Source organism: Serratia sp. K1WW1 (assembly GCF_055790865.1).
This window is the reverse complement of the sequence record NZ_CM147697.1, coordinates 1,326,776-1,344,009: the sequence shown is the minus strand read 5'-3', so window position 1 is coordinate 1,344,009 and position 17,234 is coordinate 1,326,776. Positions and strand designations below refer to the sequence as shown.

Below are 17,234 nucleotides of genomic sequence, written 5' to 3'. Positions count from 1 at the left end.
TAATTTATCCGTACTCATTCTGGTTTAGGAATAATCTGCAGCTATAGGCCCCCCGCCTGCTGTCTACGCCATTCGCTGGGGCTCATCCCCTGAACCCGCAGAAACTCACGGTTAAAGTTGGATTTGGTGCTGAAACCGGCCTCCAGCATAATCTCGGTCACCGGGCGATCGCTGCTGCTCAACCACTGCGCCGCTTGCTGAATACGTAATTGATTCACGTATTGGGATACGTTCATCCCCGCCTGCTGGTTAATCGCCTGGGAGACCTTACGTGCCGGTATGCCCACCTTGCGCGCTAACCGTGCCAGGTTCAGCAACGGTTCCAGATAGAGATCGTCCTGGCGTAGCCGTTGGTTGATCAGTTCAAAGCAGAGCTCGTCATCCTCTGTTAGCGCCTCGACTTTCGCTGGTGGCAAGGGCTGTTCTTCGGGTTCCGGCTGTTGGCGATCACGGCCAAGCACCAATCCGACTCCCAAGACCATCATCACATTGCCAAAGGCCGCCAATGCGCCAGCATGTCTCCCGGCTAATAGCGAATAATCCAGAGTGATCGCCAATTCGGTCAGGCCGCAGACGATCAGCAGGCCGCCCAATCCGCACCATAAGCGATAGCTCAGCCAACTGTCCGCCAGCGCCACCTGCTGCAAGGCATTCTCGCCGCGCCGCAGGTACAGCAAAATAGCTGCGCCATAACCGAGATAGCCAATAACGATCAGCCCATCCAGCGCCGCCAAGGCGCGCCACTGTACCAATAACACCAGCAGCGGGAACGTCAGATGCCCAACAATGCGCCAGCCCATCGGCCCACGGGCTTGCAGCATTAGCACCAGATAACACAAGGGCGGGATCAGGGCAGCCCCCAGCGGTTGCAAAATAGCGACCCAAGGTTGCTGATAGCCAAAACGGCTCCCCACCAGCAGGCTTTGCCAGGCGCAGATCAACAGCAACAGCTGTAGCAGCCAACGGTGTGGCCGTGGCCAACCAAGACGCACGATCAACGCCAGGCACAACAGGCTGAAGAGAAAAGACAGCGGGATAAGCGGCATGTTACCTCAGTGGTGATTCGGGGACGCCCCAGTGTAGAGACCATAATCAGCTAAAACAATCGCTTAACGACCTGGATCGCGATCGAGGTCGCGCCAGGAGAACGCGGATGCGATGGTTTGATTTTCCCCTTGAAGGAGTCATCATGAAAAAGTTATGGATCTTGTGCCTGCTATTTAGCAGTTTAGCCACCGCCGCGCCCTGGCAGGTTGCCAGCCGCCTGCAAACGTTTTATAACGGCGAACGCCCATTGGTCACCCGTATCTATTACCCCACAAACGCTCAAGACCAGCTGCAACAGGTTGGCGGCAGGCCGGTATTTGCAGGGATCCCTGCTCTGCCAGACGCCCCGCCAGCAACCGGGCATTTTCCCTTGGTGATCATCAGCCACGGCAGCGGTGGCAACAATAGCAGCCAAGCCTGGCTGGCGAAGGCGTTGGTGGAACAAGGAACGATCGTGGTTGCAGCCAATCATCCGGGCAGTACCAGCGGTGATTCCATCCCGGCAAAATCGCTCGAACTGTGGCAACAAACGCGCGATATCTCGGCGCTGATCGACGCCATGCTCAAGGATGGCACATGGCAGGTGCGGATCAACGCACAGGCCATTGGCGTGGCGGGGCATTCCAAAGGGGGTTACAGCGCCATCTCTGCGATTGGTGGCCGGGTCGCGTTAAAGGATTTTATTGCCGGTTGCCAACATCAACCACGCTCGCCTAACTGCCTGTTTTATGCCGGTGTTAACAAGAACAGTATCTCTGCCACCCAGTTTGACGCTAATTACACCGATGCCCGCATCCGCTTCGCCATCGCTCTGGACCCAGGCATGGTGCCCTATCTGCAACCGGCCAGCCTGCACCAAATCAGCGCGCCGCTGCTGGTCATCGCCGCACAACATTTTATGCCGGGTAACGATCCGGAAAGTCTGGGAGCTGAGTCGCTAGCAACGCACAGCGGGCAGCAGCCAATCAAGGCCGTCGTTTTGCCGGGCAGCAATCACTTCGATTTCTTACAGCTTTGCACCCCAGCCGCCCCGGAGATATTAGCAGAAGAAGGGGAAGCCTTTATCTGTGGCTCTTCTCCCACCGAGCGTGAACGCGCCCACCAGCAAACCATCGCTGCCGTGCTGGCTTTTATTCAGCCATGGCTATCCGCGCCCGCAGGAAATCGATAAACGCCCGGACCTTCTCCGGCACATGGCGCGTGTTGGGATAGAGCGCATAAATGCTCTGTACCGGGAACTGGTGATCAGGCAGCAGGTGGCACAATTGCCCGTTAGCAATAACGGGCCGTACCAGCCATTCTGGCAGCAGGGCCACTCCCGCCCCCTGTAACGCGAAAGTCAGCAACGCAGTGGCACTATCGGCCATCAGCCTGGCGTCATCTTCCACCCTGAACAACACCGCCTGACGTTCAGGGGTGAGCACTGGCCAACTCAGCGGCGAAGGGAGGCGGCTGTGGGCCAGCCAGGCAGCCTGAGCCAGTTGAGGCAATGACGCGATCGGCCACTGTGCCAGATAGGCCGGTGCCGCCACCGGCAAGATAGCGAAGTTATCGATCAGCGCTGCATGATGATTGGAGTCCGCCAACTGACCCAAGCGGATAGCCACGTCAAACCGCTCGGAAATCAAATCCGCGTGGTAGGAAGAAGATACATGCTGAATGCGTAAGCGCGGATGCAACTGCGCGAAGGCGGCCAAGGCCGGAACCACCACCTGCGCACCATATTCCGGCGTACTGGTAATGCGCAGAATGCCACTCAAGCCATGATGATCGCGGCGCACATCGTCGAGCAGGTATTCCGCATCCTGTAATAGCCGTTGGCAACGTGGATAAAAACGCTCGCCAGCATCGGTCAGTGACAGCCGCCGCGTACTGCGCACCAGCAATGAAACGCCTAGCTCGCTTTCCAACTGTTTGATATTAAAGCTGACCACCGCCTTGGTTTGCCCCAGTGCCTCCGCCGCAGCGGTAAAACTGCCGGTGTCGACCACCGCCGCAAACATCGCTAACCTGGCTAAATTGAGCATCTTTCGCCGACCCACTGTCAAAATATTTTTGACAGTGTAATCGCCCAGCGCCGATTTATCAGCCCTTTCCCGCCCGCTACACTGCACGCCTTCAACCGGAGGCTTCATGGCTTATCGCACTAAAGTGGCAATCGTCTATCTGCTCGGATTCTTTGTCGATCTGATCAACATGTTTATCGCCAACGTCGCCTACCCGGCGATTGGCCACGCCTTGCAGGCCAGCATCAGCCAACTGGCCTGGATCAGCAACGGTTACCTGCTTGGCCTGACGCTGGTGATCCCGCTCAGCGCCTGGCTAGCGCAACGCATTGGGGGGCGGCGGGTCTTTCTGCTGTCGTTGGTGCTGTTTATGTTGGCTACCACGGCGGCAGGCCGCGCTGGCTCGATCGAAGCACTGATCGGCTGGCGGGTGATACAAGGTATGGGCGGAGGGTTGCTGATCCCGATTGGCCAAACGCTCACCTATCAGCTGTTTCGCAGCCATGAACGCGCCGGGCTTTCTGCCGCCATCATGCTGGTGGGGCTGCTGGCTCCGGCGCTATCCCCGGCATTGGGCGGCCTGATTGTCGACCATCTTGACTGGCGCTGGGTGTTCTTCAGCAACCTGCCGCTGGCGGCGCTGGCTCTGCTGTTGGCTGTTCTGTGGCTGCGTAACGAGCCTGCGGCCAGCGAGGTTAAGCGGCTGGACGTCACCGGGCTGATTAGCGCCTGCCTGGCACTCACCTTGATCCTGCTTGGCCTGACCCGTCTGAGCGAACCCCATTTGCTGTTGCAAGGCGCTATCTTGCTGTTCGCTGGGCTGTTAGTGTTTGCTTACTACCTGCGGCACAGCCTGCGCCATCCACACCCGCTGCTGAACCTGCGGTTGGTGCGGGACCCACAATTGCGTATCGCCATGATCGTCTACCAGTGCATCCCTGGTCTGTTCATCGGCGTCAGCCTGGTGGCTATGCTGTATCTGCAAAACCAGCTAGGTATGTCGGCCACTCAGGTGGGCGGGCTGATGGTTCCCTGGTCACTGGCCTCTTTCGCCGCCATCACCCTGACCGGCAAGGTTTTCAACCGTTGCGGCCCGCGTCCGCTGTTTATTGCCGGTTGTGCTTTGCAAGGGCTGGGGATGCTGGCCTTATCGCAGATCGGCGATGCCGGGCAGCATAGCTGGCAAATCTTCGCGTTTGCCTTGATGGGGCTGGGTGGCAGCCTGTGTAGCAGCACGGCACAAAGCTGCGCCTTTCTCACCATTGCCGACACCCAGTTGGCCGATACCAGCGCCCTATGGAATATCAACCGCCAGTTGAGCTTTTGCTTTGGCGTTACCCTGCTCAGTCTGTTGCTCAATCTGTTGCTCGGCCATATGGAAGCGCTCGTGGCCTATCGTTACTGTTTTTATCTCGCCGCAGCCAGTACGCTGTTCCCGATGCTGCTGTGCCTGCGTATTACCAACCGCGCCATCGTGCGCCATCTCAACGCTGAACAGGGATCCTGATGAATCGTTATTTTACCGAAGTGATTGACGCCCATGTGGCTATCGCCGACTGGCTGGGAAAAGGGGCTGGGGAATTGCAACCGCTCTTGGCGCGGTTTCAGGCAGATTTTTGCATGATTGCCCTAAACGGCAGCAAGCTGGGGTCCAACGAACTGGAGGGATTTTTCCAGACGCATCGGGCTGCAAAGCCGGGGCTGGAGATTGCGATCGAAGAAATGAAGATGGTCGCAGAATGGCCAGAGGGGGCCGTAGTCAACTATCGCGAGAAGCAAACGCTGCCAGGCCAACCTGCGACCCTGCGTTATTCTACCGTGGTCTTTACCCAAAGCGCAGACGGGCTACGCTGGCTGCACCTGCACGAAACGCCTATCGGGCAATAATTACAGGAAGCTGCTGGCCAGGAACAATTGCCAAGCAACCACCAGACCACATAACGTGACGGCACTGAAGATCACTTCAAACAGGTAGCGGTTCATCATGATGACCTCACCTCAAAAAGAAGACACCCGGAAAACCGGGTGTCAGAGTATTCAGCAGAGGATGCGGAACCTTTGACGGCTCCGCTATCTTCACTTATTTAGCTGCAGGAGCTGCGGCTTTCTTGCTTGATTTGTGGTGTTTTTTAGCAGCCTGGGCTTTCTGAGCGGGTTTAGCTGCGGCTTTGTGATGCTTTTTAGCAGCCTGAGCTTTCTGAGCTACTGGAGCTTTGGTCGCGGCAGCTTTGTGGTGTTTTTTAGCGGCCTGAGCTTTTTGAGCGGGTTTGGTGGCGGCTTTGTGATGCTTTTTGGCAGCCTGAGCTTTCTGAGCTACTGGCGCTTTTTTGCTGTGCTTTTTAGCGGCCTGAGCTTTCTGCTCTGTTGCTTTTTTGGTGGCTTTCTTGTGTTCTTTCTTGTGGTGAGTCGCTTTAGCTGGAGCTTTCTCAGCCGCAGGAGCCGCAGTAGTTGGAGCCGCAGTGGGTGCCGGTGCAGCCGCAGTATCAGCAGCGAAAGCAACAGAAGACAGGCCCATGGTGGCAGCAACGATCAGCGCTAATACTTTTTTCATCTTTAAATCCTCAGATTGTGTTTTTCGGTAAGCCCGGTTGGGCCGTTGAGGAGATAATAGAGGAATCAATTCGCCGCTTCCGTGAGTGATTGGTTTCGCTGAGTAACCAAATGTACAGAGCTTGTAGTCAGGCCCTCAGGCTGGGGTCAGGCCCGAAAAAAGCTTCGTTTTTCGTGGGGATAGCCATTAATTTTCGTGATCGCCAGCACACTTCCCAAAATGGTCTACACTTAAAGGACATGTGTCGTAACGGAGAGTCGAATGTTTAACAAGACAGATAAAGTAGAACGAGACATCGATCAGGACGTGAACCTGCTGGCCGATACGCTGGATGAAGTATTACGCGATTCCAGCAGCAAGACCAAAGAAGAACTGCATGAACTGCACAGCAAGGCAAAAGGGATATTGCGCGATGCCCGTGCACGCTTCAGCGGTTCCAGCAGCCTGACACAACATGCTCGCGACGTAGTTGGCAATGCCGATAGCTATGTACGAGACAAGCCTTGGCAGGGCGTAGGCATCGGTGCCGCTGTTGGTATCGTCCTCGGCGTCTTGCTTGCACGGCGTTAACCCATGTAGCTGGTTTTAACCATAAAAACAGATGTGCGTCTGGCCCACGGTTTTCCGTGGGCCGCTTTATTTTCCGCTCTCGATAATCGCCGCCAGCCGTTCCACCGCGCGCTCCGCTTCGCTATAGCTGGTGAAGTTGCCAAAGCCCATCAATAAGCCATTATCGGCAGGCGTAGACATTTGCCAATCCGACAATGCCTGTATCGATAACCCCTGTTGCCAAGCTCTCTTCGCCAGCTCGCGGTCATTGAGCCCTGCTTGCAAATGAGCCAGCATCTGGATGCCCCCTGCCTGCGGTGCCACCGTCAAATAGTCTGCAAGCCGCTGTGTCAGGGCCTGCACCAACCATGCGCGACGCTGGCGATACAGCAACCGCATGCGCTTCAGATGGCGGTAAAAATGCCCGCCGTTGATAAAATCGGCCACTCCGGCTTGCAGTAACGGTGGGCAACCGCAGCCTCGCAGCTGGCTACAGCGCTCAAAAGCCGCCGTTTGCTCTGCGGGCACCACCAGATAGGCCATGCGTAACGCCGGAAACAGGGTTTTGCTGAAGGTCCCGGCGTACAGCACCCGCCCCTGACGGTCGAGGCTTTTTAGCGGTGGCAAGGGTTTGCCGTAGTAGCGACATTCGCTGTCGTAATCGTCTTCGATGATCCATGCCGAGTGACGGGTCGCCCAATCCAGCAGCGCCATACGCCTGGCCAGGCTGAGGGTAACCCCCAGTGGGCTTTGGTGAGTCGGCGTCAGCACCGCCATGCGGGCGTCTGGCCGGGTGGCAATACCTGCATCAATATCCATCCCTTCCTCATCAACCGGCACTGGGACAATTTGCATTCCGGCGGCGCTAAACAGCGGCTGGGTAACCGGATAACCTGGGTCTTCCAGCCAGACCGCCTCTCCCGGCTGCAACAACGCGTTGATCACCAGCTCTATCAAAGCCTGATAACCCGCGCAGATAAATACCTGTTCCGGCCGACAGACGATGCCACGGGAAAGGTGCAGGTAATGCACGATTGCCTCGCGCAGTTCCGGCAGGCCATTAGGTGGCGGGTGTGCCAGTGAGGCCATCGTGGTGCCACGCAGCTGTCGGGCAACGATGCGCTGCCATACCGCCCGTGGGAAGGCATCCAGCGCGGGTAGGCCAAGCTGGAAGGGTTGAGTCGGCCCGGCGGGATGAGACTGAAATGCGGAGGGGGCAGGAGTCGCCAAGGTGGGTACCGCTGACAGCTTGGGGCGCTCAGGCATTTTCAGCAACTGGGAGGAGACATAGGTTCCCGCCTGGCCCCGGCTTTGCAGAAAACCTTCGGCCACCAGCGCAGCGTAGGCATTCTCAACCGTTGCACGGGCTACCCCCAGATCGCTAGCCAAGCCGCGCACCGAAGGCAAACGGCTGTTAGCTACCAGGGTTCCCTGCACGATAGCATCTTTGATCCGCAGATAGATCTGCCGGTATAGGGGCTCTGCCTGTTGGTGATCCAGGCATAAGGAAGCAAAAATATGGCGTGTCATGGCCTGGTTAAATAATCATTTTATGGCTCTATAGCATAGACCATATCGCGGCTAAAGTAGCGCCATACATTGGTTACGTCATTAATCCGAGGTTTGAACATGATCAAGCAACGTTTGCAGTACGCCGAACTGTCACCGGCTCCTTATAAAGCCATGGTGAGCGCATTGGGCGGGTTAGAGAAAAGCTCGCTGGATAAAGCGATCATTGAGTTGATGTTTATGCGCGTTTCGCAGATCAACGGCTGCGCTTTCTGCCTGGATATGCACGGCAAGGCGCTGCGTGCAGGGGGAGCGAGCCACGCCAAGCTGGATACGTTGGCGGGCTGGCGCGTCAGCCATGAATTCAGCGAGGCAGAACGTGCCGCGTTGGAATGGGCCGAAGCGGTCACCCTGATTGCGGCAACCGGCGCACCGGACAGTGCCTTTGACGCCCTGAAAGCCCATTTCAGCGATGCCGAAATCAGCGATCTGACCTTTGCCATCAGCATTATGAACGCCTTTAACCGCCTGGCAGTCAGCATGCGGCAGTAATTTTGCTGGCCGGGGCAACCCGGCCTGCTCGATCCTCATCGCAAAAAATATTTCCCCACCGATTTTCCAGCCTCGGCGCGGCCTGCGCACCAAAAACCGAAAAACACCACATATAGTGATGTTGATAATATAAATATCCACATATAGTATTCATTCATCAACACAGGGGGAAACGCTTGGGTTGGTGACGCCGTCAGAAACGCCCTATCATGCTCAACTTTCTGACTTATCCGCCTTTCCTTCAACACAAAAGGTAAATGCGAATCATGAGTATTATTATTTACACTAAACCAGATTGTGTCCAGTGCAATGCCACCTACCGTGCCCTGGATAGACAAGGGATCGACTATCGCGTGGTCGATCTGACCCAGGATCAGCAGGCGCTGAACCATGTTAAAGCACTGGGCTATCAGCAGGTTCCGGTGATTATCGCCGGTAACGATCACTGGTCTGGTTTCCGCCCGGACAAGATCGGCGCGTTAGCTAACGCCCTAACCTCCTGAGGTGTGCCATGGATCCGCTGGTCTACTTCTCCAGCAGTTCGGAGAACACCCACAGATTCGTTGAGAAGCTGGCACTGCCCGCGATACGCATCCCGATCGCGGGCAGTAAAAAAGTGCTGATGGAGCACCCTTATATCCTGATCGTGCCCAGTTACGGCGGCGGCAGCAGCGTCGGTGCCGTACCGATCCAGGTGATCCGTTTTCTCAATGATCCACAGAATCGCGGTTACCTGCGCGGTGTGATTGCCGCAGGTAACACCAATTTCGGCGCAGCGTATGGCATCGCCGGTGACATCATCGCCAAAAAATGCCAGGTACCGGTGCTTTATCGTTTTGAGCTACTCGGCACCACACAAGACGTCGCTATCGTTCAACAGGGAGTCACCGCATTTTGGCAACGACAGAACTGACCAGACCCGCCAGCGCCACGCTGGATTACCATTCGCTCAACGCGATGCTCAACCTTTACGACGCCGAAGGGCGCATCCAGTTCGATAAGGATCGGCTGGCCGCCAGGCAATACTTTTTGCAGCACGTGAACCAAAACACCGTGTTCTTCCACAATCTGGCGGAGAAATTGCGCTATCTGGTGGATGAGGGCTATTACGAAGCGGCGGTGCTGGAGCAGTATGAGTTCCCCTTTATCAAGCAGCTGTTCCAGCAGGCCTATGCCAGGAAATTCCGCTTCGAGACCTTCCTCGGCGCCTTCAAGTATTACACCAGCTATACGCTGAAAACTTTCGATGGCCAGCGCTATCTGGAACGCTATGAAGACCGGGTGTGCATGGTTGCGTTACGGCTGGCGGCGGGCGATACCGCGCTGGCGCAGGATCTGGTGGAAGAGATCATCTCCGGGCGCTTCCAACCCGCGACGCCCACCTTCCTCAACTGCGGCAAACAGCAGCGCGGCGAGCTGGTTTCCTGTTTCCTGCTGCGTATTGAAGACAATATGGAGTCGATTGGCCGCGCGGTGAATTCGGCACTGCAACTCTCCAAACGCGGCGGCGGTGTGGCCTTTCTGCTGAGCAATATCCGCGAGGTTGGTGCGCCGATCAAGCGCATTGAGAACCAGTCTTCCGGAGTGATCCCGATAATGAAAATGCTGGAGGATGCCTTTTCTTACGCCAATCAGCTGGGGGCTCGTCAAGGCGCCGGGGCGGTGTATCTGCACGCCCATCACCCCGATATTCTGCGCTTCCTGGATACCAAGCGGGAAAATGCCGACGAAAAGATCCGCATCAAAACCCTGTCGCTGGGGGTAGTGATCCCGGATATCACCTTCGAGCTGGCAAAAAACAACGAAGAGATGTACTTGTTCTCTCCCTACGACGTGCAGCAGGTATACGGCACGCCGCTGTCAGAGATTAGCGTTAGCGAAAAATACCGTGAGATGGTGGATGACAAACGCATCCGCAAATCCCGCATCAACGCCCGTGAGTTTTTCCAACTGCTGGCGGAGATCCAGTTCGAATCCGGTTATCCGTACATGATGTTTGAAGATACGGTCAACCGCAGCAATCCGATCGCCGGGCGCATCAATATGAGCAACCTGTGCTCGGAGATCCTGCAGGTCAACAGCGCCAGCCGTTACCATCAGGACCTGAGCTATGCCGAGATCGGCAAAGATATCTCCTGCAACCTTGGTTCGCTGAACATTGCCAAAGTCATGGATGCGCCAGACTTCGGCAAAGCGGTGGAAACCGCGATCTACGGGCTGACGGCGGTAGCGGATATGAGCGATATCGGCTCGGTGCCGTCTATCGCCGCCGGGAATCAGGCCTCCCATGCCATCGGCCTGGGCCAGATGAACCTGCACGGCTATCTGGCACGCGAGCGCATCTTTTACGGTTCGGACGAAGGGATCGATTTCACCAATATCTATTTCTACACCGTGACCTACCACGCCCTGCTCGCCTCAAACCGGCTGGCAATAGCTCGCGGCAGCAGTTTTACCGGTTTCGAGGACTCCAACTACGCCAGCGGAGAGTATTTCAGCAAATACATCGAGCAGGCGTGGCAGCCAAAAACCGCGCGGGTGCGTGAGCTGTTCGCCAACGCCAATATCGCCATACCTGGGCGTGAGGAATGGTTGGCACTGCGCGCTGCGGTGATGATGCACGGGCTGTATAACCAGAACCTGCAGGCGGTGCCGCCTACCGGCTCCATCTCCTACATCAATAACTCGACCTCCAGCATTCATCCGATCGTCTCACGCATCGAGATCCGCAAGGAGGGCAAGATTGGCCGGGTCTATTACCCAGCCCCCTACATGACCAACGACAACCTGGAGTATTACCAGGATGCCTACGAAATTGGCCCGGAAAAGATTATCGATACCTACGCCGCCGCCACGCAGCATGTGGATCAGGGGTTGTCGCTGACGCTGTTCTTTCGCGATACCGCCACCACCCGCGATATTAACCGCGCGCAAATCTACGCCTGGCGTAAAGGCATCAAGACCATTTATTACATCCGCCTGCGCCAGATGGCGTTGGAAGGCACCGAGGTGCAGGGCTGCGTGTCCTGCGCGCTGTGAGGAAAATTATGACAATGCAACGAGTGCAGGCCATCAACTGGAACAAGATTGATGACGACAAGGATCTGGAGGTGTGGAACCGCCTGACCAGCAACTTCTGGCTGCCGGAAAAGGTGCCGCTGTCGAACGATATTCCGTCCTGGGCTACGCTGACCGCCAAGGAACAACAGCTCACCATCCGCGTGTTTACCGGGCTGACGCTGCTGGATACCATCCAGAATACTGTTGGCGCTCCGGCGCTGATCGCCGATTCCATCACCCCGCACGAAGAGGCGGTGTATTCCAACATCAGCTTTATGGAGGCGGTACACGCCCGTTCCTACAGTTCGATATTCTCCACCCTGTGCCAAACCCGGGATGTTGACGAGGCTTACCGTTGGAGCGAGGAAAACGCCACGCTACAGAAAAAAGCCAGCATCATTCTGGCGCACTATCGCAGCGACGATCCGCTGTTGAAAAAGGTCGCCAGCGTGTTTCTGGAGTCGTTCCTGTTCTATTCCGGCTTTTACCTGCCCATGTACTGGTCGAGCCGGGCCAAGCTGACCAACACCGCCGATCTGATCCGCCTGATCATTCGCGATGAGGCGGTGCATGGCTACTATATCGGCTACAAGTTCCAGAAAGGTTTAGAGCAGGCCAGCCCGGCCCGCCGCCAGCAGGTGAAGAACTTTGCCTTCGATTTGCTGCAGGATCTGTACGACAACGAGGTGCGTTATACCGCAGAGCTCTACGACGGGGTGGGCTGGACGGAAGAGGTGAAAACCTTCCTGCACTATAACGCCAACAAGGCGCTGATGAATCTGGGCTACGAGGCGCTGTTCCCACCGGCAATGGCACAAGTGGATCCGGCGATCCTGTCGGCGCTGTCACCCAACGCCGATGAGAACCACGATTTCTTCTCCGGCTCCGGCTCTTCCTATGTGATGGGCAAAGCGGTGAATACCGAAGATGAAGACTGGGAATTCTGAGCCTGATAGGGAACAGGATGCTGCGCCTCTAGCTAAAACCTCAACAATTAATAACCCAGTTCCTTCTGGCTACGGATGGCCAGAACAAATACCGTATCAATATCGGGCACGTACTTATAAAGCGCCAAATATCCTCGCGTTTGCTGGCCAATAATCAACTCACGCGTTCCTGAGCCAAGTGGCCTGCCAATCAACGGATTATGTTCCAGTACCGTAATCGCCTGGATAATCTCCTGAATTCGCTGCCCGGTATCGGCTACCTCATAATGCGCCAAATCGTCGAGAATACGCTCGATATCATCCCTGACCTCTGGCGCCAACTCGATTTTGGTCATCGCCCCCCCAGTTTTTTCGCTACAGGCTGGGTGGCCGTGCTATTTCCGGCTACATAGCTTTCCAGATAACCGCGCATATCGTCCCAGGAAATGGTCTCACCCGTGGCGATAATGTTGGCATAACGCTGTTCCGCCTGTTCCTCGAAATCGCGACGTAACTCTTCCCGCTGAGTTTTTTCCGTAATAGCCTGCAGAATAAAACTGTGAGAACTCACGCCAACATTGTCTGCTGCGGCCGCGACGCGAGCTTTAAGTTCTTCAGGCAGGCGGATGGTGGTGGTTGACATGGTCAAACCTCGGCGATGACAAAAAATGTAGCTCAATTGTGCTACACCACTCTTGAATACTCAATAGCTATGGTTGTTTTTTAATCAGCAAGAGTCACTTAACCTCACCGCCAGACCCCTCACCCTAACCCTCTCCCACAGGGAGAGGGGACTGAACGAGCCACCTCTCAACGACTATGTTCTACTTATACATCAACAAATTACAGATTAATCCCTCAAGATTGGTATGAAAGTACCAGGACCTATCATGTACATTAGTCGACCCACCTTCGCTGAGATTTTCGCCTATCTCCCAACAGAGCAGGGGCTTTCAGCTCCCTCTCCCTGTGGGAGAGGGTTGGGGTGAGGGGTCATCAATAGAAATGCGACAGCACCAGCAGCGACAGCGAAACGTTGATCGCTCCGCCGATGCGCGTTGCGATCTGGGCGAAGGGCATCAGTGACATCCGGTTGCCCGCCGTCAGGATCGCCACGTCACCGGTTCCGCCTTGTCCGCTCTGGCAGCAGGAAACAATGGCCACGTCGATCGGATGCATACCAATCTTCTTGCCAACCAGGAAGCCAGTGGCCACCAGCGTGCTTACCGTGGCCACGATCACAATCAGGTTCTGCACGGTGAAGGCATCCACCAGCTCTTGCCACGGCGTAATAGCAACCCCTACGGCAAACAGGATCGGATAGGTCACGGCGGTGCGGAAGAATTTATACACCACCTGCGATCCTTGCTGAATACGTGGCGAAACGCCGTGTGCCAGCTTCACCGCCACCGCGGCAAACAGCATCCCTACCGGGGCCGGCAAGCCGATCAGCCGGTGTAACAACATGCCCACCATATACAGCAGGATGGCCAGCAGCGCGCCACAGGCAATAGTGGCGACATCCACGTTACCGCTCAGTTTCTCCGTTGCCGCGACCTGGCTATCGCCCTGCTTGCTCGGCATCAGGCTGCCTTCGCCGGTAAGGTGTGGATAGCGTTTCCCCAATTGGTTCAACAGGCCAGCAATCACGATCGCCGTCAGGCTGCCCAACATCACGATCGGCAGGATACGCCCCAAAGCTACGCCCTGCTCCATATGCAAAATGGCGGCATAGCCCATCGACAACGGGATCGCCCCTTCCCCTACGCCACCGGCCATGATCGGCAGGATCAGGAAGAAGAAGATCTGGAACGGATCCAGGCCCAACGCCATACCCACCGCCATCCCGACCAGCATTCCGGCCACTTCACCGCACAACATCGGCACAAAGATACGCAGGAAACCCTGGATCAGCACCTGGCGGTTCATGCTCATAATGCTGCCGACGATGATGCAGCAGATGTAGAGATAAAGAATATTGGTCGACTTGTAGAATTTGGTGGTGGATTCAACCACCACGTCCGGCAGCAAACCATAGTGCACCAGTGCGGAAGGTATAAAGGTGGCGCAGATGGCGGCAGCCCCCATTTTCCCCACCAGCGGCAGGCGCTTGCCGAACTCACCGCAGGCAAAGCCGAAGAACGCCAGCGTCGCCACCATCACCACGATATCGCTGGGTAATTTCCCTGCCAGGCAATCGAGCAGGATCAGCACTCCGGCCAGCACGAAGAAGGGCAGCGGTATAATTCCTATTTTGTAATTATCCAGAATATGCCACCATTTTTCACGCAGCGGAATATCGGCAGTTTTGTCTTTGGCAACAAGGTAGGAATCATCGGTTGTGCTCATAATCTGGCCTCTTATTGTTTGTTCGGCCATCATAGAGAAACGCCTGGAGTCACCGCTGTGATTTTGTTCAAAATAAAAAAGGGTTTTTAATGGGGGTTATGGTTTCTATGGCGTTAATACCCTTTATGTAAAATAGCCCGTGGAGTTAATGGCGTTAATAATAGACTTAGTTTAAGTTTTACTGATTTTATCGCACGTTCGGTGTTCACTACGCCGCTGTGCAATATTCCTCCTTACAATAAAGCCGTGCCGATGCTCACAACTTGATCTTGGGCAATATTACTTCAAGGGCGACTCATGATAGGGTAGTCATCCAAACAGACACCAGGACCCGCGGCAAACCATGCACATCAAACTCTCTTTTCATATCAAGCTGTTCCTGTGCCTGGTCGCCTTTTCCTGCGTGTTGCTGACGCTGATCGGGGTATACACTTACTACCAACTGGATGCGCAGTTGCATCGCGATCTGGGTGCCCGTGCCCAAGTGCAGGCACGTGAGATTGCGCTGATCCCCTCCCTGGTCAGCGCCGTTGAAAATAACGACACGCAATATATCGCCACACTGATGAAAAAAATCCGTGCCAGCAGCGATGCCAGCTATATTGTGATCGGTGACCGCCAAACCATGCATCTTTATCATTCCGAACACCCCGAGCAACTGGGCAAGCCGATGATCGGTGGTGATAATAAAGAAGTGCTGGAAGGCAAAAGTATTATCTCGATCCGCAATGGGGGGATTGGTATTTCATTACGCAGCAAGGCCCCGATCCTGGATGACAATAACCGGGTAATTGGCATCGTTTCCGTCGGCTACCTTAAATCCCATATCGACAGTTTAAATGCCCGCACGCTGACCCAGATCGTGGCCTCGATCGTCTTGCTATTGATGGCGCTGTTTATCTTTTCCTGGCTATTATCGAAAAACCTGAAACGCCAGATGTTTTCATTAGAGCCGAAAGAGATCGCGCTGCTGGTGCGCCAGCAAAAAGCCCTGTTGGAGGCCATCTATGAAGGAGTGATCGCCATAGATCCGCAACTGCGCATCATCACCATTAACCACGCCGCGCGTGAGCTGCTGGATCTGCGCCAACCGGCCAGCAATCTGATGGGCCAGCATATCGGTGAGATCATCCAGTCGCAGCCCGATTTCTTTGCCGCTACACAGCTGGGGCATGACACCCATGACGAGGTGTGTCGTTTCAATCATGTCCGAGTGATTGCCAGCCGGGTGCGGATCATGCAGGAAGAGGAGCTACAGGGTTGGGTGATCAGCTTTCGCGACAAGAACGACATCAACACCCTCAGCAGCCAGCTTAGCCAAGTAAAACGCTATGCCGATAACCTGCGCATCATGCGCCACGAACAGCTGAACTGGACGGCCACGCTCGCCGGCTTGCTGCATATGCAACGTTATGACGAAGCCGTCCGCTATGTGGAGGCCCAGTCGGAAGGCGCACAAGAGATCCTCGATTTCATTTCCCAGCGCTTCAGCTCCGCCGCTCTATGTGGCCTGCTGTTGGGTAAATACTCCAGCGCACGGGAAAAAGGCATTGAACTCCGCTTCGACCCCGCCTGCCAACTGCGCCAAATCCCCGCAGCGCTGAATGAAACCGAGCTGATGTCGATTATTGGCAACCTGCTGGATAATGCGTTCGATGCTACGCTGCGTTGCGCGGCACCGCACGAAGCGGTAGAACTCTATATCAATGACAGCAGCAACGAGCTGGTGATCGAAGTTGCCGATCGCGGCACCGGGATTGCACCGCAGGTTCGTGATACGCTGTTTGAACAAGGCGTAACAACCAAAGATAAGGGCGACCACGGTATTGGCCTGCACTTGGTGGCCAGCCACGTCGCCCAGGCGCATGGCAGCATCGAAGTGTCGGACAACGATCCGCACGGCACCATTTTCTCGCTGTTTATCCCCAAAGCTTAAGCACCCGGATCCAACCTATGCAACCTGAGACACTGGACGTTCTGATCGTGGAAGACGAGCCGCAACTGGCCACGCTGCACGCAGAATTTCTTGAGAAAAATTTCAACCTGCGGGTGGTGGCCTATGCCGCTACCCTGGCGGATGCCAGAGCAAAAGTGAATGCTCACCAGCCCCGGCTGATCCTGCTGGACAACTTTCTGCCGGACGGCCAGGGGATTGCGCTAATGGAAGAAGCCGCGGTGAAAAAGCCCGGCTGCTCGGTGATTTTTATCACCGCCGCCAGCGATATGGATACCTGTAGCCAGGCGATCCGCAACGGGGCCTTCGACTACATCATCAAACCGGTATCCTATAAGCGGCTGCGCAATTCGCTGGAACGTTTTATGCAGTTTGTGCAGACCCAGCGTACCTTCAAGGTCATCGACCAGAGCAGCGTCGATGCGCTGTATAACCTGCAGTCCAAGCAGTTTTCCAACGAGCCCAGCGCCAAAGGGATTGAAACCATCACCCTGGAGTTGGTGCAGGCGTTGTTCATCGATCGGCCGGAGGTAGCCCATGCGGTGGAAGACGTGGTGGCACACGCCGGCATTAGCAAAACTACCGCACGCCGCTATCTGGAATACTGCGTAGCAACCCAGTTTGTGCACGTTGAAATGCTCTACGGCAATATCGGTCATCCGCGTCGTCTATACCGCAAGGCTTAGGCTGACATCTGCCTGTCATATTGCGGGGTTATGCTGATTCACAGA

The 17,234-nt window shown here is 55.7% G+C and carries 18 protein-coding genes; 11 read left to right on the top strand and 7 right to left on the bottom strand.

What is annotated here, in order from left to right:
- Positions 1 to 41 precede the first annotated feature (41 nt).
- Complete coding sequence (locus ACX9GU_RS05975) at positions 42 to 1,046, bottom strand: helix-turn-helix domain-containing protein (RefSeq protein WP_473194141.1); 1,005 nt, start codon at positions 1,044 to 1,046, stop codon at positions 42 to 44.
- A gap of 143 nt (positions 1,047 to 1,189) precedes the next feature.
- On the opposite strand from ACX9GU_RS05975, the gene ACX9GU_RS05970 reads away from it, so the two are divergent.
- Positions 1,190 to 2,218: an alpha/beta hydrolase family protein gene (locus ACX9GU_RS05970; protein ID WP_473194140.1), complete on the top strand. Its 1,029-nt coding sequence runs from the start codon at positions 1,190 to 1,192 to the stop codon at positions 2,216 to 2,218.
- Here ACX9GU_RS05970 and ACX9GU_RS05965 read toward each other — a convergent pair.
- Complete coding sequence (locus ACX9GU_RS05965; RefSeq protein WP_473194139.1) at positions 2,178 to 3,074, bottom strand: LysR family transcriptional regulator; 897 nt, start codon at positions 3,072 to 3,074, stop codon at positions 2,178 to 2,180. The two genes, ACX9GU_RS05970 and ACX9GU_RS05965, sit on opposite strands and share 41 nt — an antisense overlap.
- A gap of 106 nt (positions 3,075 to 3,180) precedes the next feature.
- On the opposite strand from ACX9GU_RS05965, the gene ACX9GU_RS05960 reads away from it, so the two are divergent.
- Both ACX9GU_RS05960 and ACX9GU_RS05955 read left to right on the top strand, forming a co-directional pair.
- Positions 3,181 to 4,560 (top strand): MFS transporter, encoded by a 1,380-nt coding sequence (locus ACX9GU_RS05960; RefSeq protein WP_473194138.1) that lies wholly within the window; start codon positions 3,181 to 3,183, stop codon positions 4,558 to 4,560.
- Entirely contained in the window at positions 4,560 to 4,940 is a 381-nt protein-coding gene (locus ACX9GU_RS05955; protein ID WP_473194137.1) for a DUF4440 domain-containing protein, read from the top strand. The genes ACX9GU_RS05960 and ACX9GU_RS05955 overlap by 1 nt, the downstream gene beginning before the upstream one ends.
- A gap of 193 nt (positions 4,941 to 5,133) precedes the next feature.
- Here ACX9GU_RS05955 and asr read toward each other — a convergent pair whose 3' ends face one another.
- A complete protein-coding gene (asr, locus tag ACX9GU_RS05950) occupies positions 5,134 to 5,604 on the bottom strand; it encodes an acid resistance repetitive basic protein Asr (protein ID WP_473194136.1) in 471 nt (156 codons plus the stop codon).
- A gap of 261 nt (positions 5,605 to 5,865) precedes the next feature.
- Between asr and ACX9GU_RS05945 the strand changes: the two genes are divergently transcribed.
- The gene (locus ACX9GU_RS05945) at positions 5,866 to 6,174 is read left to right on the top strand and encodes an ElaB/YgaM/YqjD family protein (RefSeq protein WP_179247050.1); all 309 of its coding nucleotides are present in this window, start codon (positions 5,866 to 5,868) and stop codon (positions 6,172 to 6,174) included.
- A 66-nt stretch (positions 6,175 to 6,240) separates the two neighbouring features.
- Here the strand turns inward: ACX9GU_RS05945 and pdxR are convergent, their stop codons facing one another.
- Positions 6,241 to 7,683, bottom strand: coding sequence for a MocR-like pyridoxine biosynthesis transcription factor PdxR (gene pdxR, locus ACX9GU_RS05940; protein ID WP_473194135.1), 1,443 nt, complete (start codon positions 7,681 to 7,683; stop codon positions 6,241 to 6,243).
- A gap of 99 nt (positions 7,684 to 7,782) precedes the next feature.
- On the opposite strand from pdxR, the gene ACX9GU_RS05935 reads away from it, so the two are divergent.
- From ACX9GU_RS05935 to nrdF, 5 genes are all read left to right on the top strand, one after another.
- On the top strand, positions 7,783 to 8,214 hold the full coding sequence (locus ACX9GU_RS05935; protein WP_473194134.1) for a carboxymuconolactone decarboxylase family protein: 432 nt from the start codon (positions 7,783 to 7,785) through the stop codon (positions 8,212 to 8,214).
- A gap of 266 nt (positions 8,215 to 8,480) precedes the next feature.
- The gene (gene nrdH / locus ACX9GU_RS05930; RefSeq protein ID WP_473194133.1) at positions 8,481 to 8,717 is read left to right on the top strand and encodes a glutaredoxin-like protein NrdH; all 237 of its coding nucleotides are present in this window, start codon (positions 8,481 to 8,483) and stop codon (positions 8,715 to 8,717) included.
- A gap of 8 nt (positions 8,718 to 8,725) precedes the next feature.
- Complete coding sequence (gene nrdI / locus ACX9GU_RS05925; RefSeq protein ID WP_021807625.1) at positions 8,726 to 9,127, top strand: class Ib ribonucleoside-diphosphate reductase assembly flavoprotein NrdI; 402 nt, start codon at positions 8,726 to 8,728, stop codon at positions 9,125 to 9,127.
- On the top strand, positions 9,109 to 11,253 hold the full coding sequence (nrdE, locus tag ACX9GU_RS05920; protein ID WP_473194132.1) for a class 1b ribonucleoside-diphosphate reductase subunit alpha: 2,145 nt from the start codon (positions 9,109 to 9,111) through the stop codon (positions 11,251 to 11,253). Before nrdI ends, nrdE begins: the two co-directional genes overlap by 19 nt.
- 8 nt (positions 11,254 to 11,261) lie before the next feature.
- Positions 11,262 to 12,221, top strand: coding sequence for a class 1b ribonucleoside-diphosphate reductase subunit beta (gene nrdF / locus ACX9GU_RS05915; RefSeq protein WP_473194131.1), 960 nt, complete (start codon positions 11,262 to 11,264; stop codon positions 12,219 to 12,221).
- A 47-nt stretch (positions 12,222 to 12,268) separates the two neighbouring features.
- Here nrdF and ACX9GU_RS05910 read toward each other — a convergent pair whose 3' ends face one another.
- The 3 genes from ACX9GU_RS05910 to ACX9GU_RS05900 form a co-directional block, all read right to left on the bottom strand.
- Complete coding sequence (locus tag ACX9GU_RS05910) at positions 12,269 to 12,556, bottom strand: type II toxin-antitoxin system RelE/ParE family toxin (protein ID WP_473194130.1); 288 nt, start codon at positions 12,554 to 12,556, stop codon at positions 12,269 to 12,271.
- Positions 12,553 to 12,843: a CopG family ribbon-helix-helix protein gene (locus ACX9GU_RS05905; protein ID WP_179247043.1), complete on the bottom strand. Its 291-nt coding sequence runs from the start codon at positions 12,841 to 12,843 to the stop codon at positions 12,553 to 12,555. The genes ACX9GU_RS05910 and ACX9GU_RS05905 overlap by 4 nt, the downstream gene beginning before the upstream one ends.
- Before the next feature lie 353 nt (positions 12,844 to 13,196).
- Positions 13,197 to 14,549 carry a 2-hydroxycarboxylate transporter family protein gene (locus tag ACX9GU_RS05900; protein ID WP_473194129.1) on the bottom strand — a complete coding sequence of 451 codons (1,353 nt, stop codon included), beginning with the start codon at positions 14,547 to 14,549 and terminating at the stop codon, positions 13,197 to 13,199.
- A 343-nt stretch (positions 14,550 to 14,892) separates the two neighbouring features.
- Between ACX9GU_RS05900 and ACX9GU_RS05895 the strand changes: the two genes are divergently transcribed.
- Complete coding sequence (locus tag ACX9GU_RS05895; RefSeq protein ID WP_473194128.1) at positions 14,893 to 16,485, top strand: ATP-binding protein; 1,593 nt, start codon at positions 14,893 to 14,895, stop codon at positions 16,483 to 16,485.
- 17 nt (positions 16,486 to 16,502) lie between these two features.
- Positions 16,503 to 17,189: a response regulator gene (locus ACX9GU_RS05890; protein WP_473194127.1), complete on the top strand. Its 687-nt coding sequence runs from the start codon at positions 16,503 to 16,505 to the stop codon at positions 17,187 to 17,189.
- The last annotated feature ends 45 nt before the right edge of the window (positions 17,190 to 17,234 follow it).

Bases quoted from the DNA above. Each gene is read 5' to 3' on its own strand.
- ACX9GU_RS05975 (WP_473194141.1), bottom strand. From the start codon at position 1,046: ATGCCGCTTATCCCGCTGTCTTTTCTCTTCAGCCTGTTGTGCCTGGCG.
- ACX9GU_RS05970 (WP_473194140.1), top strand. From the start codon at position 1,190: ATGAAAAAGTTATGGATCTTGTGCCTGCTATTTAGCAGTTTAGCCACC.
- ACX9GU_RS05965 (WP_473194139.1), bottom strand. From the start codon at position 3,074: ATGCTCAATTTAGCCAGGTTAGCGATGTTTGCGGCGGTGGTCGACACC.
- ACX9GU_RS05960 (WP_473194138.1), top strand. From the start codon at position 3,181: ATGGCTTATCGCACTAAAGTGGCAATCGTCTATCTGCTCGGATTCTTT.
- ACX9GU_RS05955 (WP_473194137.1), top strand. From the start codon at position 4,560: ATGAATCGTTATTTTACCGAAGTGATTGACGCCCATGTGGCTATCGCC.
- asr (WP_473194136.1), bottom strand. From the start codon at position 5,604: ATGAAAAAAGTATTAGCGCTGATCGTTGCTGCCACCATGGGCCTGTCT.
- ACX9GU_RS05945 (WP_179247050.1), top strand. From the start codon at position 5,866: ATGTTTAACAAGACAGATAAAGTAGAACGAGACATCGATCAGGACGTG.
- pdxR (WP_473194135.1), bottom strand. From the start codon at position 7,683: ATGACACGCCATATTTTTGCTTCCTTATGCCTGGATCACCAACAGGCA.
- ACX9GU_RS05935 (WP_473194134.1), top strand. From the start codon at position 7,783: ATGATCAAGCAACGTTTGCAGTACGCCGAACTGTCACCGGCTCCTTAT.
- nrdH (WP_473194133.1), top strand. From the start codon at position 8,481: ATGAGTATTATTATTTACACTAAACCAGATTGTGTCCAGTGCAATGCC.
- nrdI (WP_021807625.1), top strand. From the start codon at position 8,726: ATGGATCCGCTGGTCTACTTCTCCAGCAGTTCGGAGAACACCCACAGA.
- nrdF (WP_473194131.1), top strand. From the start codon at position 11,262: ATGACAATGCAACGAGTGCAGGCCATCAACTGGAACAAGATTGATGAC.
- ACX9GU_RS05910 (WP_473194130.1), bottom strand. From the start codon at position 12,556: ATGACCAAAATCGAGTTGGCGCCAGAGGTCAGGGATGATATCGAGCGT.
- ACX9GU_RS05905 (WP_179247043.1), bottom strand. From the start codon at position 12,843: ATGTCAACCACCACCATCCGCCTGCCTGAAGAACTTAAAGCTCGCGTC.
- ACX9GU_RS05900 (WP_473194129.1), bottom strand. From the start codon at position 14,549: ATGAGCACAACCGATGATTCCTACCTTGTTGCCAAAGACAAAACTGCC.
- ACX9GU_RS05895 (WP_473194128.1), top strand. From the start codon at position 14,893: ATGCACATCAAACTCTCTTTTCATATCAAGCTGTTCCTGTGCCTGGTC.
- ACX9GU_RS05890 (WP_473194127.1), top strand. From the start codon at position 16,503: ATGCAACCTGAGACACTGGACGTTCTGATCGTGGAAGACGAGCCGCAA.